18 protein-coding genes and 1 tRNA gene are annotated in these 14,746 nt (G+C 67.8%); 9 read left to right on the top strand and 10 right to left on the bottom strand.

All coding sequences use genetic code 11. From position 1 onward, the window contains the following. Position 1: 1 nt before the first annotated feature. Positions 2 to 502 (top strand): spore coat protein U domain-containing protein, encoded by a 501-nt coding sequence (locus tag AB4059_RS01200; RefSeq protein WP_498975844.1) that lies wholly within the window; start codon positions 2 to 4, stop codon positions 500 to 502. A 6-nt stretch (positions 503 to 508) separates the two neighbouring features. On the opposite strand, the gene AB4059_RS01195 is transcribed toward AB4059_RS01200, so the two are convergent. The 6 genes from AB4059_RS01195 to AB4059_RS01170 all read right to left on the bottom strand — a co-directional run bounded on the left by AB4059_RS01195 (position 509) and on the right by AB4059_RS01170 (position 6,127). After that, positions 509 to 1,630, bottom strand: coding sequence for a TolB family protein (locus AB4059_RS01195; protein WP_498975842.1), 1,122 nt, complete (start codon positions 1,628 to 1,630; stop codon positions 509 to 511). A 106-nt stretch (positions 1,631 to 1,736) separates the two neighbouring features. Next, complete coding sequence (locus AB4059_RS01190; protein WP_498975840.1) at positions 1,737 to 1,991, bottom strand: hypothetical protein; 255 nt, start codon at positions 1,989 to 1,991, stop codon at positions 1,737 to 1,739. 60 nt (positions 1,992 to 2,051) lie between these two features. Continuing rightward, entirely contained in the window at positions 2,052 to 2,762 is a 711-nt protein-coding gene (locus AB4059_RS01185) for a phosphatase PAP2 family protein (RefSeq protein ID WP_498975838.1), read from the bottom strand. 10 nt (positions 2,763 to 2,772) lie between these two features. Then, positions 2,773 to 3,513, bottom strand: coding sequence for a COG4705 family protein (locus tag AB4059_RS01180; protein ID WP_498975836.1), 741 nt, complete (start codon positions 3,511 to 3,513; stop codon positions 2,773 to 2,775). Beyond that, positions 3,510 to 4,130, bottom strand: a complete 621-nt coding sequence (locus AB4059_RS01175; protein WP_498975834.1) for a phosphatase PAP2 family protein — start codon at positions 4,128 to 4,130, stop codon at positions 3,510 to 3,512. The genes AB4059_RS01180 and AB4059_RS01175 overlap by 4 nt, the downstream gene beginning before the upstream one ends. After that, positions 4,127 to 6,127, bottom strand: a complete 2,001-nt coding sequence (locus AB4059_RS01170; protein WP_498975832.1) for an LTA synthase family protein — start codon at positions 6,125 to 6,127, stop codon at positions 4,127 to 4,129. Before AB4059_RS01170 ends, AB4059_RS01175 begins: the two co-directional genes overlap by 4 nt. Before the next feature lie 119 nt (positions 6,128 to 6,246). On the opposite strand from AB4059_RS01170, the gene AB4059_RS01165 reads away from it, so the two are divergent. Together AB4059_RS01165 and AB4059_RS01160 are read left to right on the top strand one after the other, a co-directional pair. Then, on the top strand, positions 6,247 to 6,936 hold the full coding sequence (locus tag AB4059_RS01165) for a response regulator transcription factor (protein ID WP_498975830.1): 690 nt from the start codon (positions 6,247 to 6,249) through the stop codon (positions 6,934 to 6,936). Beyond that, positions 6,933 to 8,087, top strand: coding sequence for a sensor histidine kinase (locus AB4059_RS01160; protein WP_498975828.1), 1,155 nt, complete (start codon positions 6,933 to 6,935; stop codon positions 8,085 to 8,087). The genes AB4059_RS01165 and AB4059_RS01160 overlap by 4 nt, the downstream gene beginning before the upstream one ends. Here the strand turns inward: AB4059_RS01160 and AB4059_RS01155 are convergent, their stop codons facing one another. Continuing rightward, positions 8,088 to 8,732 (bottom strand): hypothetical protein, encoded by a 645-nt coding sequence (locus AB4059_RS01155; RefSeq protein ID WP_498975826.1) that lies wholly within the window; start codon positions 8,730 to 8,732, stop codon positions 8,088 to 8,090. 172 nt (positions 8,733 to 8,904) lie between these two features. Here AB4059_RS01155 and AB4059_RS01150 point away from each other — a divergent pair, with 172 nt between their 5' ends. After that, positions 8,905 to 9,318 carry an EF-hand domain-containing protein gene (locus tag AB4059_RS01150; protein ID WP_498975824.1) on the top strand — a complete coding sequence of 138 codons (414 nt, stop codon included), beginning with the start codon at positions 8,905 to 8,907 and terminating at the stop codon, positions 9,316 to 9,318. 67 nt (positions 9,319 to 9,385) lie between these two features. Then, positions 9,386 to 9,634 carry a hypothetical protein gene (locus tag AB4059_RS01145; protein ID WP_498975822.1) on the top strand — a complete coding sequence of 83 codons (249 nt, stop codon included), beginning with the start codon at positions 9,386 to 9,388 and terminating at the stop codon, positions 9,632 to 9,634. Here the strand turns inward: AB4059_RS01145 and AB4059_RS01140 are convergent. The 3 genes from AB4059_RS01140 to AB4059_RS01130 all read right to left on the bottom strand — a co-directional run bounded on the left by AB4059_RS01140 (position 9,620) and on the right by AB4059_RS01130 (position 10,872). Continuing rightward, complete coding sequence (locus AB4059_RS01140; protein WP_498975820.1) at positions 9,620 to 10,279, bottom strand: YceH family protein; 660 nt, start codon at positions 10,277 to 10,279, stop codon at positions 9,620 to 9,622. The two genes, AB4059_RS01145 and AB4059_RS01140, sit on opposite strands and share 15 nt — an antisense overlap. 10 nt (positions 10,280 to 10,289) lie before the next feature. Further along, positions 10,290 to 10,769: an FUSC family protein gene (locus AB4059_RS01135; RefSeq protein WP_498975818.1), complete on the bottom strand. Its 480-nt coding sequence runs from the start codon at positions 10,767 to 10,769 to the stop codon at positions 10,290 to 10,292. Between the two features lie 16 nt (positions 10,770 to 10,785). Further along, a tRNA-Leu gene (locus AB4059_RS01130) sits at positions 10,786 to 10,872 on the bottom strand. Between the two features lie 75 nt (positions 10,873 to 10,947). Here AB4059_RS01130 and AB4059_RS01125 point away from each other — a divergent pair. From AB4059_RS01125 to AB4059_RS01110, 4 genes are all read left to right on the top strand, one after another. After that, complete coding sequence (locus AB4059_RS01125) at positions 10,948 to 11,412, top strand: hypothetical protein (protein ID WP_498975816.1); 465 nt, start codon at positions 10,948 to 10,950, stop codon at positions 11,410 to 11,412. Between the two features lie 69 nt (positions 11,413 to 11,481). Then, a complete protein-coding gene (locus AB4059_RS01120; RefSeq protein ID WP_498975814.1) occupies positions 11,482 to 12,060 on the top strand; it encodes a TMEM165/GDT1 family protein in 579 nt (192 codons plus the stop codon). Between the two features lie 128 nt (positions 12,061 to 12,188). Next, the gene (locus AB4059_RS01115) at positions 12,189 to 13,862 is read left to right on the top strand and encodes a DUF3300 domain-containing protein (protein WP_498975812.1); all 1,674 of its coding nucleotides are present in this window, start codon (positions 12,189 to 12,191) and stop codon (positions 13,860 to 13,862) included. Beyond that, on the top strand, positions 13,859 to 14,743 hold the full coding sequence (locus AB4059_RS01110) for a DUF2950 domain-containing protein (RefSeq protein WP_498975810.1): 885 nt from the start codon (positions 13,859 to 13,861) through the stop codon (positions 14,741 to 14,743). The genes AB4059_RS01115 and AB4059_RS01110 overlap by 4 nt, the downstream gene beginning before the upstream one ends. The last annotated feature ends 3 nt before the right edge of the window (positions 14,744 to 14,746 follow it).

Raw genomic sequence — 14,746 nt, 5'->3', positions numbered from 1 at the left:
GATGCCGGCGCGAATCCTCCTTGTCCTGCTGCTGGGTGCGTTGGCGTGGTTCGCGCCTTCGATCGCGCGGGCGCAGACATGCGTGGTCTTCGATACGGCGATCGCCTTCGGCGCCTTCGATCCGACCGCGGGCGCGGCCAAGACGAGCCAGGGCACCGTACAAGTGGGCTGCCGCAGCACGCGCGTCGCGGTGACCATCACCCTGGGCACCGGGCAGTCGCTGTCGTATGCCAATCGCGTCATGACCTCGACCGGCGGCGGATCCCTGAATTACAACCTCTACACCGCCGCAACGCTCGGCACGGTGTGGGGCGACGGGATCGCGGCAGGCACCGGCTCGGTCCAATGCACGACGGGCAACGACGGTCCCGGTGAATGCACGGGGAAACCCGGCATGTATTTCACGGCGACCTACCCCGTGTACGGCCGGATCAACGCCACGCAACCCAACGCCGCCGTCGGGTCTTACACCGACGACGTCGTGGTCACGATGACCTTCTAGCGAGGGTCACGGACCCTCGTACCACGCCCCCGCTTCGGCGTAGCCCGCAGGCAGCGCCTTCAGCGCACGCGTGTTCGCATCGATCATGCGCAAGGCGAAGATCGGCTGCGTCAGGCTGTCGTCGGTATACGTCCGGCGATTGACCAGCACGTGCACGTTGTCGCGCGACCACTGCGCAGCGGTGTACGCATGGTCGGCCACGCGCGAATCGGTGATCCGGCGCACGCCCGAGCCGTCGGCATTCATCACGTACAACGGTTCGTAGTAGCGCGTCTGCGGGCCCACTTCGTAGATCTCGCCGGTGAAGGCGATGCGGCGGCCGTCGGGCGAGAACAAGGGCGCGTGGCCGCGCATCGGCAACGTCTTCGCCGCGCCGTTGCGGAAGTCCACCATCGTCATGTCGTTGGCGACGATGTCGGCATAGATGCCGCGATTGCCGTCCGGGGAAATCGTGAGATCCAGCGGCTGCTCCATCACGATGTCGCTGAGCAGCTTCGTCGATCCGGTCGCCACTTCGATGCGATAGGCCTGCGCGTGCCACACCGGTTCCAGGCGCCCTTCATACGCGCCTGCACCGACGAACAGGCGCGTGCCGTCCGACGACCACTTGGGCTGCGCGAATTCGGCCGGTGCCGAAACGCAGAACAGGTCGCGACGATTGCGCCCGGTGACATCGACGATCGACACGCACTGCCCGCTCGAGTTCTGCGAAACGAACGCGACGCGGTTGCCGGGCCCGTACGCGGGCTTGGAGAACTGCCCTACCCCGTGGATCAACGCGTGCGGACGCTGGTTGGTGGTGGTGGAAACCACTTGCAGAGTATGGCGCTGGCCGTCGCGCACCAGGTCCACGCCGCGCTCGAAGACCAGGGTCGAGCCGTCCGGCGACCACGTCACCGACATGTCGTACACGCGGTCGGTCGCCGTCGTGAGCGCGCGCACCTGCCCGCTGCCGACATCCAGCAGCCACAGGCTGCGGCTTGCGGGCGTGCTCGTCGGGGTCTGCGTCGAGCGCGAAAACACGATCTTGCCGGTGGGCGTGGCGGCCTGCGCCGACAAGGCCGACGCGACCGAAGCGGTGGCGACCACGGCGGCCACGGCCGCGCGGCGGATGGGTTGCGTATTCATTCGACCCCCTGATTTCGACGACTGCGGAATGCAACTTCACAGTGGGCGAACACTTCTCAAGGGCAGGTGAAAAACGCGCGCGTTCAGCCACGCCCACACGAACTGATCAATGCGCGTTGTCGCGGATGGCTTCGATCTCCGATTGCATCAGCTCGTGGCGCTCGGACAGGTTCAGCATTTCCAGCAGGAGTTCGGCACCGACCGATTGCGCGCGGACGAGCGAATCGCGCGCATGCGACATGCGCCGCGCGACCTCCGCGGGGCTCATTCGGTCGTTCTGCGCGAGGAGCACGTCGAGGTCGTCGACGGCGTCGGCGATGTGCTCCATCACGTCCAGTGCAGCGGGGGACGGTCGGGCCATGGTCGGGATTCCGTATGCGGCGTATGACCCGACCCTGCGCGTTGCGCGATCAACGTCAGGTCAACTCGCGCGCCGGCTGTTCATCTCCCGCCACGCGCCGGTCGCGAAATGAACGAGCAGCACGATCAGCCAACTGACCCAGATCGACCACAGCGTGTGCGACAGGAAATGCGCCCCGCGCATCTGCTGGACCCAGCCCAGGCCGAAGGCCCATGCCAGCGTGAACAGCCCGATGCCCACGCTCAGGCGCCGTCGCTCGGGAAACCAGAGCCAGGCGAAGGACAGCATCCACGAACCGCTCGCGACGAAGGCGGCGGGAAAGCAGCGCCCCGCGCGCATGTTCGGCGGCGCGGCCTGGAACAGATCGAAATAGGGCGCGTAACCACCGAAGTCGACCACGTCCCACGGACAGTGCATCGGACTGAAGCGACGCAGCGCCGCGATGATGATCGGCACGAACACGAACGACAGCGCCACGCACCACAGGCGCCGGCGATGCGTCGCGAAGAACCCGTTGCGCGCGCGCAATGCATACAACGCGGCCAGGCACATGCACACGCCCAGCACGATCTGCGCAACCTTCAGGTGGCGATGGATCGCGTACTTGGTGATCCACGCATAACGCCACGGGAAGGTGTGGTTGACCGAGTCGTACCACGGCGCGGCGAGCCGCAGGTCCAGCGTCGTGAAATGGAACAGCACGGCGAGCACGAGCGCGCTGAAAGCGAGCATCGCCAGGTGCGGTGCGTAAAGTCGGGCGGCGGGGTTCACGCCTTGGAGGTTAGCGTGCCGCGCGCTGGGGGAACAAGGCGACGCAGGCCGCGATCGCCACGCAGATCACCGCCGAGGCGACATAGCGGCTCAAGTTCAGGCCGCCGTGGTCGAAGGGTTTGTCGAGGAAATCGCCGACCACCGCGCCGAGCGGACGGGTGAGGATGAAGGCCGCCCAGAACAGCGCCACGTGCGAGACCCGCGACTTCCAGTACAGCAGGGCGATCAGGACCAACAGGCTGCCGAACACCGCGATGCCGCCCAGATACCCGATGCCCGCCGTATCGGCGACCCAATCGCCGAGCGCCGTGCCGAGGGTCTGCGACAGCATGATCGTGAGCCAATAGAAGCCTTCGGATTTCGCATCGCCCACGCTGTCCACGGCGATCGTGCCCAGCGTGCGGTACCAGGCATACAACGATGCGATCACCAGACAGGCGAGCAAGGTCGCGCCGCCGGTGTACCCGATCCCGAGCGAGCGGTCGGCGAAGTCGGCGAGCGTCGTGCCGACCGTGGTGCTCGCCACGATCGTGGTCCAGTAGACGGCCGGGTGGAACTTGCGGGCACGGATCTGCACGAGCACCATCGCGATGAAGATCGCCGCGAAGATCAGCGTGCCGGTCAGATAGCCCAGGCCCATCGACATCGTCACCGCATCGCCGCCGGTTTCGCCCAGCGTGGTGGCGAGGATCTTGATCAACCAGAACGATGCCGTCACCGCCGGCACCTTGCTCGACACGCGTCCGTTCATGCCTTGCGCCTGTGTTCGATGAAGAGCAGCGCGCCGTTCACGGCAGCCGCGACGAGAAGACCCGCGCACGCGGCCGCGAGCACGTCGGTCGGCCAGTGCACGCCGAGGACCAGGCGCGACAGCGCCACGGCCACCACCCACGCGATGGCCAGCGAAACAACGGCGGTGTGCCAAGCGGGCCGCACGCGCGCGACGATCAGGCACGCGGCGGTCGCGATCGCCGCCGCGCTCAGCGTGTGTCCGCTGGGAAAGCTCGAGCCCCAATACCACTGCGTGTCCCACAGATCCGGGCGCGCGCGGCCGAAGGCCGTCTTCGACCAATACACGACCAGCGAGGCCAGCCCCGCGGATACGGCGAGCAACAGGGCTTCATGGCGGCGCCGCGCCAACGCCAGCGCGATCGACACCAACGCGACTGCGGGCAACAACACCTTGACCGATGCGCTCAGCGTGGCCAGGTCGAACACGCGCACCCAACTCGACGGAACGCCATCGTGGATATCCACGAGCAAGGTGCGGTCGACCAGGGCACTTTCGTTGCCCAGGACTTCCTCGGTCACCTGCGCCAGGACGACCGCGGCCGCGAGGCACAGCCACGCGAATCGGCGGCGGATCATCCCGCCGCCCGCGGGCGTTGCTGCGGGTCGGGCACCTGCACGGTGGGGGTTGCGTCGTCGGGGCGTGCTTCGCGCGGCTCGGGTGCAGCGCGCTCGAGCTTGCGCATCGCGCCATCGCGGAATGCATGCGCCGCCGTCTCGTAGTAACTCACCGCCTGCAGGGTCGAACCCGGATCGTCGGCCATCTCCGGTTGCACGAGGTCGGCACGCATCGCCGGTTTCAGCGAGGCGACGCGACGATGCGGCGCAAGCTGCACGAGGCGATCGTCGCGCAGGTAGCCGAGCAACTGGTAGGTGCCGAGGAAGGCGCGGTTGGGCGCGTGCTCGAACACGTCGACGCCGTAGAAGCGACTGTCGTAATCCATGCCGAGCAGGCCGAGCACCGTCGGCGCGATGTCGATCTGCCCCATCAGCCCGTCGAAGGTGCCCGGTGCCACGTGCCCAGGCGCGTACACCCACAGGGGAATGCGATAGCGGAACGCCGGCAGCGCCGCCTTGCCCGCGCTCATCGCGCAATGGTCGGCGGTGAAGACGAACACCGTGTCCTTGAACCAGGCGTGCTTGCGCGCGCGCGCCAGGAAATCGCCGATGGCCCAGTCGGTGTACAGCACTGCGCTCTGGCGTTTCTTCTGCGGCCACGGCCCGCGGTTGGCCGGGAAGGTATACGGCCGATGGTTCGACGTGGTCATCAGGTGCGCGAAGAACGGCTTGCCCGCCGCGTGCGCACGGTCGAAACGATCCAGCGCGAGCGTGTACAGATCTTCGTCGGCCACGCCCCACACGTTTTCGTGGTGGATGTCCTTGGCGGCGATTTCGGTGCGGTCGTGCACGCCGTATCCGTTGCCGGCGAAGAAGGCGTTCATGTCGTCGAAGGCGCCGTAGCCGCCGTACAGGAACTCCGAGTCGTAACCCTTCGCGTTGAACACTTCGGCCAGGCTGAAAAGGCCGGTATTGCCCGGGCGCTTGACGATGGATTCACCCGGCGTCGGCGGCACCGACAGCGACAGGGCTTCGAGCCCGCGCACGGTGCGCGTGCCCGATGCGTACAGACGGGTAAAAACCAGGCTGTCCTTCGACAAGGCATCCAGCTGCGGCGTCAGCGACGGCCCTTGCGTATAGGTCCCGCTGTAATCGGCCGACAGGCTTTCCACGCTCACCAGCACGACGTTGAGCCGACGTTCCGGGCGCGCGTTGTGGATGTGGCGGTCGATGCCGGTCGCCGACAGGAAGGTGGCGTCGGGCGTGGCGAGCGAGCGACGCACCTGCGCCACCGCTTCCTCGGCCGGCACCGTGCGATAGAAACGGTCGTAGTCCAGCGAGGCGTTGCGATAGGCGGCGAAGAATTGATAGATGCCGTTGCCCGCCAGTTCGTCGGCGTAGGTGTTGGTCCCGCGATCCTTCATTTCGCTGTCGACGAACCACGTTCCCGCGAGCGTGAGCAGCAACCATCCGGCGACGAAAGCGCTGCGCCATGCGAAGGGCATCGCGTCGCCCGTCGCACGCCGGCCGCGCCGGGTGAACCACGCGATCGAAACCGCGACGACCGCCAGGCCCGCGAGGATCTTGCCGACCGGATAGGACTGCCGGATGTTGCCGAGGACTTCGGTGGTGTAGACCAGATAGTCGACCGCGATGAAGTTGAAGCGCGTCTGGAACTCGTCCCAGAACGTCCACTCGGCCACCGCGACGAACAGCAGTACGCAGAGCAACGCGAAGCACAGTGCTTCGACCGGCCAGCGCCCGCGCCGTTTCTCCAGCCAGCCCTTGGGGAACAGCCACAGCAACAACACCAGCGGCCAGGCGAAATACAGGAAGGTCAGCAGGTCGTAGCCCAGGCCGAGTGCGAAGACCCGCACCTCGCCCGGAACGCCGTCGAAGGCGGCCGCGCCGGCGTGCAGCCGCAACGCCAGCCGCGTCAGCGTGGAAACGAACAGGAAGCACGCACCGAGCCACGCAAGCGGCCGCAGGCGGGCGGGAATCGAAGACCGGAACGACAAGGCAGCTCCACGCGGGGCACGGACAGCCCGCAGGGTGCGGGGTCGAAATGTAATGGCTGCTCAGCCGTGGCTCAGCCATTCGTTAACCCACCGGCGCGCGCCCATGGCACGCTTCGCACATGCCTTCCCCACCCGCCGCCGGCATGCGCGTGCTCCTGATCGAGGACCAGCACGACATCGCGGCCAACATCTGGGATTTCCTGGAACGGCGCGGGCACGAAGTGGACCATTGCGGCGACGGTGCGACCGGCCTGGCACGCGCGCGGCAGGGCGGATTCGATGCGATCGTCCTGGACCTGGGCCTGCCGCGGCTCGACGGCCTGGACCTGTGCCGGATCCTGCGCGAAGCGGGCCACGGCGTGCCCGTGCTCATGCTCACCGCCCGCGACACGCTCGACGACATCGTGCGGGGCTTCCAACACGGTGCCGACGATTACATGGTCAAGCCCTTCGCCTTGCGCGAGCTCGAAGCCCGCCTGCGCGCCCTGCACCGACGCATCGCGCCCGCGGTGCAGAAGACCGGCGGCGCCCTGCTCGCCTACGACGCCGGCACGATGACGGCGACCCGGGGAGGCCAGCAGATCCCGCTGACCCGCTTGCAGGGTCGGTTGCTCGAAACCCTGTTGTCCGAATCCCCGCGCATCGTTCCGCACGATAAACTGCTGCGCGCCGCGTGGGGCAGCGACGCCACCGACATGGGCGCGCTGCACACGCAGATGTACGAGCTGCGCGCGCTGCTCGACAAACCCTTCGGCACGGCGCTGATCCGGTCGGTGCGCGGCGTGGGCTACCAGGTTCCCGCCGCATGAGCGCCTCGCCTGCCTCGCTGCGCCGACGCGTCACCTTCGCCTGCGCGATGCTCGGGCTGGTGATGACGCTGCTGTTCTCCGCCGCGGTGATCGCGATCACCGAGGATTACGAGCACATCATCGCCAAGGAGGTGCTCCGCGGCCAGGCCGAGGACTACAGCCTGCGCATCGCCAACCGGCTGCGTGTCGAATTGCCGCGCACGCAACGCCTGAGTGGTTACCTCACGCGGCCGCCGGCGGACCTGGCGCGCTTCGGCCCGGGCGTACACGAGGACGATCGCCACGAAGGCATCCACGTCGGCGTGTTCGACACCGCGGCCGGCCGCATGTGGTTCTCCATCGACCTGGGCGACATCGAAACGCTCGAAGTGCACCTGCGCATCCTCCTCGCCGGGATGGTGCTGGCCGGCGTGGCGCTCGGCGGCGGCCTGGGCTGGATCTTCGCCGGGCGCGCACTGGCGCCGGTCAAGGCTTTGTCCAACGCCGTCGATGCACTTCCTGTCGCACCCTCGCCCACGCGCCTGGGCGAAAGCGCGCCCAACGACGAACTGGGCCATCTGGCGCGTGCGATCGACGCCTACCAGGCGCGCCTGGTCGATGCCGACGCCCGCCAGCTCGCGTTCTTCGCCGATGCCAGCCATGCCTTGCGCACGCCGATCGCCGTCGTGCAGGGCGTCGCCGAAGTGCTGCTCGACGAACCGAACCAGGACCCGGCGAACATCGCGCGCCTGCAACGCCTGGACCGCGGCACGCAGGAATTGGCCGAGCTGATCGAATTGTTGTTCGGGGCCGCGCGGCGCGCGCCCGTGCAACGCGAAACGATGGAAACCGCCGCGTTGCTCGCCGAAAGCCTCGCGCCGTGGTCGGACATCACGACCATCGACGCCAGCGGTTCGTTCAACGTCGCGCGACGCGAAACCGCGCTGTTGCTGCGTGCACTCGTGCGCAAGCATCTGCGCGAGGCGACGCGCATCCTCGCCACGCGGAACAACGGGCAATTGAGCGTCGTCGATGCCGATGCCGTGCGTGATCCGTCGGCGCGACGCAGCGACGCAGGCGCGCTGTCACCGCTGCTCGCGCACGCCGCCGACCGCGCCGGCTGGATGCTGGAAGCCGAGCCCGGGCGCATCGTGCTCACGCATACGGATTGATCACCGGCGCGCCAGGCGCGCGAACTCGTCACGGGTGAGCAGTTCGATGCCGTCGGCGAGCCGCACTTCTTCCGCCGACAAGGTGCGCGCCGCATGCGCGAGCGTGTTGTACGCGTCCAGGTCGGCGGCATCGCGGAACACCGGGCCCCGCGCGTCGAAGGCCATCGCATCGGCATGCGACGACAGGAACACGACGATCTCGCCCAGGGCAACGGCCTGCGCACGCTGGTTTTCGCGCATGCGCTGCGCGTGCGCGTCGATGCGTTCGAGTGCTTCGCGCACGTCGTGCGTGGAGGCGCCGCCGCCGGGGATCGCATCGATCTGCTGCAACAGCGTCATGTCCGAGGCGTTGCGTGCGGCATCGAATTCGGCGCAGGCCAGGCGGAAGTGGTCGATCGCCTCGCGCGCCTGCGCCGCGCCGTCGGGCGCGATGATGCGCTCGGGATCCATCGCAGCCGAGTAGGCCGCGACCTTGCCGCGATAGGTCCGCAAGGCCTGGCGATCGCGTTCGGCCGCCGCCCACAACGCGGAGGCCACGCGCGAGGATGCGACGGCCTGCGCGGCTTCTTCGTTGCTGCGTGCCTCGCGCATCGAGGCCGACTTCGCCGCCAGGGCGAGGATCGCCAGCCCGACCACGAACACCATGACGCTCCAGGCCGCCTTGCGGGCGACCCCCGACTCACTCCCTGTCACCGCCATCCCTGCGCCCTCCCCCAAGGTCGTGCGGCGATCCTAAGCGGCCATTGGGCGAAAGGCCAATTGCCCGGTGCCGGGGCGGCTGGTCTGCTGCCCGCTCCCGGGCGAGTGGAGGCAGATCATGGCCGTGCAAGTGAAGACAATCGCGGTCCTCCTGGTCCTGGCGAGCGCGCCGCTGGCCGCCCAGCAGATCGCGACCACCGCCGCCGAGCGCTTCTCGCGCCTGGACGTGAACCACGATGGCGGGCTGAGCAAGTACGAAGTGGATGCGCAGGTCCTGATCGGCGCGCTCGACACCGACGGCGACCAACACCTGAGCGCCGCCGAACTCGCACCGCTGCTGGGCCCGAGCGTGACCCCCGACGATGCGCTCGACCGCGTGCGCGTGGCCGACCGCAACGCCGACGAACTATTGGACGCCGACGAACTCGATCGCGCCTCGGAGATGCGCTTCAAGTGGATGGACGTCAACGGCGACGGGAACATCGACCAGCAGGAGCTGACCGACCGTTTCGGCGTCAAGATGGTGCGTTGAACGCACGCCGCGCGCGGTCACGGACGTGAACATGGCGACGATTTGGCCTGTGCCAGACTTCCGCCGCATGCGCTACAAGAGCGGACAATCCGTCCTTCCCGGCGATCGCGTCGACGCCGATGGACTCAAGGGAAAAGTGGTCGCCGTCATCGACGACGGCCTCTACGCGCCCGATTACCCCGAAGCCGAGTGGTCCTACCTCGGCGCGGGCCTGGTCATCGAAACCGACGAAATCGGCGTGCTGCACCTGCCGACGATGGGCGAAGACATCGCGCTCATCGCGCGCCTGATGGAAGGCCCCTCAAGCGCCCGCTGATCGATCCAGGCGTTCGATCACGCGTTCCAGGGCTTCCACGCGCGCTTCGAGTTCGGCGACGCGCTCACCCAGCGATGCACCGCCACTCGCACTCTCCGCGCTGGCGGCAGGACGCAAGGCTTCGACATCGACCGGCCCGCACAGCAGATGCATGTAGCGATCTTCGCGCTGCCCGCCGGACCTGGGAACGCGCACGATCATCGGCGCGTCCTTCTGCTGCAGCCGATCCAGCGCGTGTTGCAAGTCGTCCTGGTCGGCGAAGGTCGCCATGCGATTGGTGCGCGTTCGGATTTCGCTCGGCGTCTGCGGCCCGCGCAACAACAGGATCGCGATGATCGCCAGTTGCTGCGGCGTCAGGCTGTAAACCTGCGCGGCCTTGTGTTCGAAACGCAATGCGCGCGCCGATTGCGTGTTGCGGACCAGACGGCGCTCTTCCATGCGCCGCACCGCATGCGCGACGTCGCCGGGCGAGACCTCCATGATCGGCTCGCGGTTGGTCTTCTGGTTGCACGCCAGCTGGATCGCGTTCTCGGTGAGCGGATATTGCTCGGGCGTGGTGGCCTGCTTTTCGATCAGGCAGCCGAGGATGCGCGCTTCGAGCGCATTGAGGACGGGGAACGGCGATGCCGAAGGTTCGGTGCTCATTGCATCCAGTCTAGCGCGGGTCTGGCTCATCCTCGCGCAGCCACAGGGGCACCAGGCCGACGACGAGCGCCGTGCCGATGCCCACCATCGTTTCCCATGCGCGGTCGAAAGCGTACAGCCACACATCGCCGCCGTGCGCGAACATCGTGATCGCGCAAACGTAGCCGGCCACGCGCGCGGCGGGCGTCTCGAAGCGACAGGCGTAGGCGGTCGCCATCGACACCAGGATCGCGAAGCCGAGCGCAATCGGGCCGCTGGGAAGGAAATGGACGAACAACGCACCGGCGCCTGCGCCGATCAGCGTGCCGGCCATGCGCTGGATCGCGAGCCGTCGTGTCGTCTTGGGAGACAAATCGGTGACGATCACCGCGCCGACCAACGCATAGATCGCGTAGTGCGCACCGAGCAGCGACGCGATCCAGAACGCGAGCCCCGCGGCGACCGCGGCGCGCAAGGACAGTTGAAGCGCGGTCGTGCGAAGGATCGGCATGTGGCCCCTTGCGCGTTGGTGCCCGGAGTGGGGATCGAACCCACATGACCTTGCGATCGAGGGATTTTAAGTCCCTTGCGTCTACCAGTTTCGCCATCCGGGCGGCGGCGCGGCGCAGCATAGCGTGAACTGCGATAACCTCGCCGCGGGCCGGCGGGGAGCCGGCGTGGAGACGTCAATGAACGAAACGATCGTTGCCCGCGCACCGAATACCGCGGGCAAGGCGGCATGGATTTGCCTGGGCATCGCGTGGCTCGCATTCCTCCTGCCCTTCCCCGGCCTGGGGCTGCTGGGCTGGTCGCTGAACCTGGTCGCCTTCATCCTCGCGATCGTCGCGATGTCCAAGCTCGGGGCGATGGCGGGGATCTTCCAATTGCTCTCGTCCCTGCTCATCTCGCCGTTCGTGTACGCGATCGGTTTGATCATCTTCTTCGGCTCGGTGAACGGCGCGCCGGATTGGGTGCAGTGGACGCACGGGCATGAAAGCTTCCAGCATTCGGGCAACGATCCGGCCGAAGAAGCCAACCAGGCCGCCGCCAACGACGCGCACATCGCGCGGATCGAAGCGCTGGCCGACGCCGCATCGGGCGCGCCGCCGGCGCAGGCATCGGTGGTCGCGCCCGCGGCGGCCTCCACGCGCTGAGCCGCGCTTGCTTCAACGGGCCCCTGACGCGGCCGTCCGCTAGAATGCGCGGCCGTTCCAGGGATTCACATGGAAGCCTTCCTCGTATCGACCGGCGTCGTCGCGCTTGCGGAAATCGGCGACAAGACGCAGTTGCTCGCCTTCGTCCTCGCTGCGCGCTTCCGCAAGCCGTGGCCGATCATCGCCGGCATCTTCGCCGCGACGATCTTCAACCACACCCTCGCCGGCGCGCTCGGCGCGTGGCTGATGCGCGTGGTCGGGCCCGAACCGCTGCGCTGGATCCTCGGCCTGTCGTTCCTCGCCATGGCCGCGTGGACATTGATCCCCGACAAGCTCGACGAGAAGGACGCCGATGCGAAGAAGCATTGGGGCGTCTTCGGCACCACGCTGGTCGCCTTCTTCCTTGCCGAGATGGGCGACAAGACGCAGTTCGCCACGATCGCCCTGGCCGCGAAGTACGCCGCGCCGGTGGAGGTCGTGCTCGGCACGACGCTGGGCATGATGATCGCCAACGTCCCGGCCGTGTTCCTCGGCGACAAGCTGCTCTCGCGCGTGCCGATGCGGCTGGTGCATCTCGTGGCGGCCGGGTTGTTCGCGGTGCTGGGCGCGTTGACGCTGTTCGGCGCGGGCGCACGCTTCGGGTTCTGAACACGCCGCCCGCCTGCGGCCGAGCTTGCCATCCGGCTCAGTAATTTTGCTGTCCCCCGTCGGTTGTTTTGCTGTGGCGCGGGCCGGGCATGGCGAACAGACTGCAAGCTCCCGTCGGGAGGCCTGCCATGTCGATGCGATGGATGCTGCCGGTCGTCGTTGTCCTCGCTTGCGCGTCGTGCAAGAAGGAGGAGGCGAAGGCGCCTGCTACACCGACACCCGCGACCGCAGCCGCCCCCGCGGCGCCTGCGCCCGCGGCCACCACCGCCGCGGCACCGGCCGCACCGGCTGCGCGCGATCGTGTGTTCACGCAGGAAGAGCTTGCGCAGATGCTCGCGCCCATCGCGCTGTATCCCGACCCCTTGCTCGCGCAGGTGCTGATGGCGGCGACCTACCCGGGCGATGTCGCCGATGCGGCCGCATGGTCGAAAGCCAATCCGACTGCCAAGGGCGACGCCGCGGTGCGGCAAGTCGCCGATCAACCCTGGGACCCGAGCGTGCAATCGCTCGTCGCATTCCCGCAGGCGCTGGCGACGCTCGGGCAGGATCCGGCATGGGTACAACGCCTGGGCGATGCCTTCCTCGCGCAGCCGGACAACGTGATGGATGCCGTGCAGCAGTTGCGCCACAAGGCGCAGGACGCGGGGAACCTGGCCAGCAACGAATACCAGAAGATCAGCACGCAACCCGCGCCCCCGCCTTCCGAGCCGGCGCCGGTCTATGACGAAAGCGGCAGCGGCGCAGTCACGACGGCCGCACCGGCTGCCTCGACCGATGTCATCGTCATCCAGTCCGCCGATCCGCAGACGGTCTACGTGCCCAGCTACAACCCGACCACCGCTTACGGCACGTGGGCCTATCCCTCGTATCCACCGCCCTACTATCCGCCGCCGTCGGCGTATTACCCGGTCGGCAGCGCGCTCGCGCGCGGCCTGGCGTGGGGCACGGGCGTGGCGATCGCCGATTCGCTGTGGGGCGACATGGATTGGGGCGGCAACGACGTGAACATCAACGTCAACCGCTACAACAGCATCAACACCAACCGGCAGATCAGCAACGGCAACTGGCAGCACAACAGCCTGCATCGCGACGGCGTGCCGTATCGCGACCAGGTCAACCGCGACAAGTTCTCCAATCGCCTGCCCGATTCGGCCTCGCGTGATCGCATGCGTGGCGATGATGCGCGGCGTGCGGAAGCGCGACAGTCGATGGAACGTCGCGGCATGGAGTCGCCGGCGCGCAACAATCGCGAAGCGCAGCAACGCGCGCAGACAGCGCGGCGCGATGTCGAGCAACGCGGTGGTGCCGATCGCGCGCGCGCCGATGCACGGGATCGCACGGCGGCGGGCGGAAATCGCGATGCGCAGCGCAATCGCGCGGCAGCCAGCGCGAATCGCGCAGGTGCCGGCGATCGTGCGAACGCAGGCAATCGCGCCAACGCAGGAAATCGACAGAACGCCGGCAACCGCCAGGCCGGTCAAAACCGGCAACCCACGCAACATCGCCAACAAGGCGCGAACAACCACGCCTCGCGCGATGCGGCGCGGCAACAGGCGAATCGCCAGCAACGCCCGCACAACGATGCCTTCTCGGGCGCGCGCCAACCACAGCAGTCGCACGCCGCCGCGCAACGCGGCCGCGCGAGCCAGAGCCAGTCGCGCCAGGGCGGTGGTCGACAACAAGCCTCCCACCAGGTCAACCGACAACCGCGCGGCGGTGGCGGCGGACAACAACGCCAGGCATCGCATCAACCGCAACGCGCCGCTTCCGGTGGCGCCCATGGTGGAGGACGTCGTCGATGAACAGGCTGCTTCCGATCGCAACGTTCGCCGCGCTCGCCTTCGCGATGCCCGCCTTCGCGCAGCAAGCCTTCCCGACGCCCGACGCCGCAGGCGACGCGCTCGTCAAGGCGCTCGGCACCACGCAGGCCGACGCGACGCAACTGGCCGCGTTGCTCGGCAAGGATTGGCGCACCTACATCCCGACCGGCAGCGTCGACCGCAGCGATGTCGATGCATTCCTGGCCAAGTATCGCGATCGCCATTCGTGGACCGACACCGGCACGGGCAGCAAGATGCTCGCGGTGGGCGCGGATGCGTGGACCCTTCCCGTGCCCCTGAAGAAGGACGCGAAAGGCTGGCACTACGACCTCGTCGCGGGCGCCGATGAAATCCGCGCACGCCGCATCGGCCGCAACGAGATCGACGTGATCGATGCCTTGCGCACCTACCACGACGCGCAGAACGACTACGCCGACGAAGATCGCGACGGCGACGGCGTGCTGGAATACGCGCGCAAGTTCATCAGCACCGACGGGCAACACGACGGCCTGTATTGGGCCGACGACGACAGCGGCGAAATCAGCCCGCTCGGCCCGCTGTTCGGCGACGACACGCCGAAGGGCGAATACCTCGGCTACCGCTACCGCATCCTCGAATCGCAAGGCCCTTCGGCGCCCGGCGGCGCGTACAAATACGTGCTCGGCGACAACATGAGCCGCGGGTTCGCCCTCATCGCCTGGCCGGCGAAATACGGCGATACCGGGTTGAAGTCCTTCATGATCAGCCACGACGGCGGCGTGTTCGAACGCGACCTGGGCAAGGACACCGATCGCGCGGTCGCGAAGATCAAGAGCTTCGATCCTGACAGCGGCTGGCAGGCGATCGACGAACCCAAGCCCTAGGCG

The organism is Lysobacter sp. 2RAF19 (assembly GCF_052115395.1).
In the GTDB taxonomy this organism is placed as follows: Bacteria; Pseudomonadota; Gammaproteobacteria; order Xanthomonadales; family Xanthomonadaceae; genus Noviluteimonas.
This window is presented reverse-complemented; position numbering and strand designations above follow the sequence as displayed.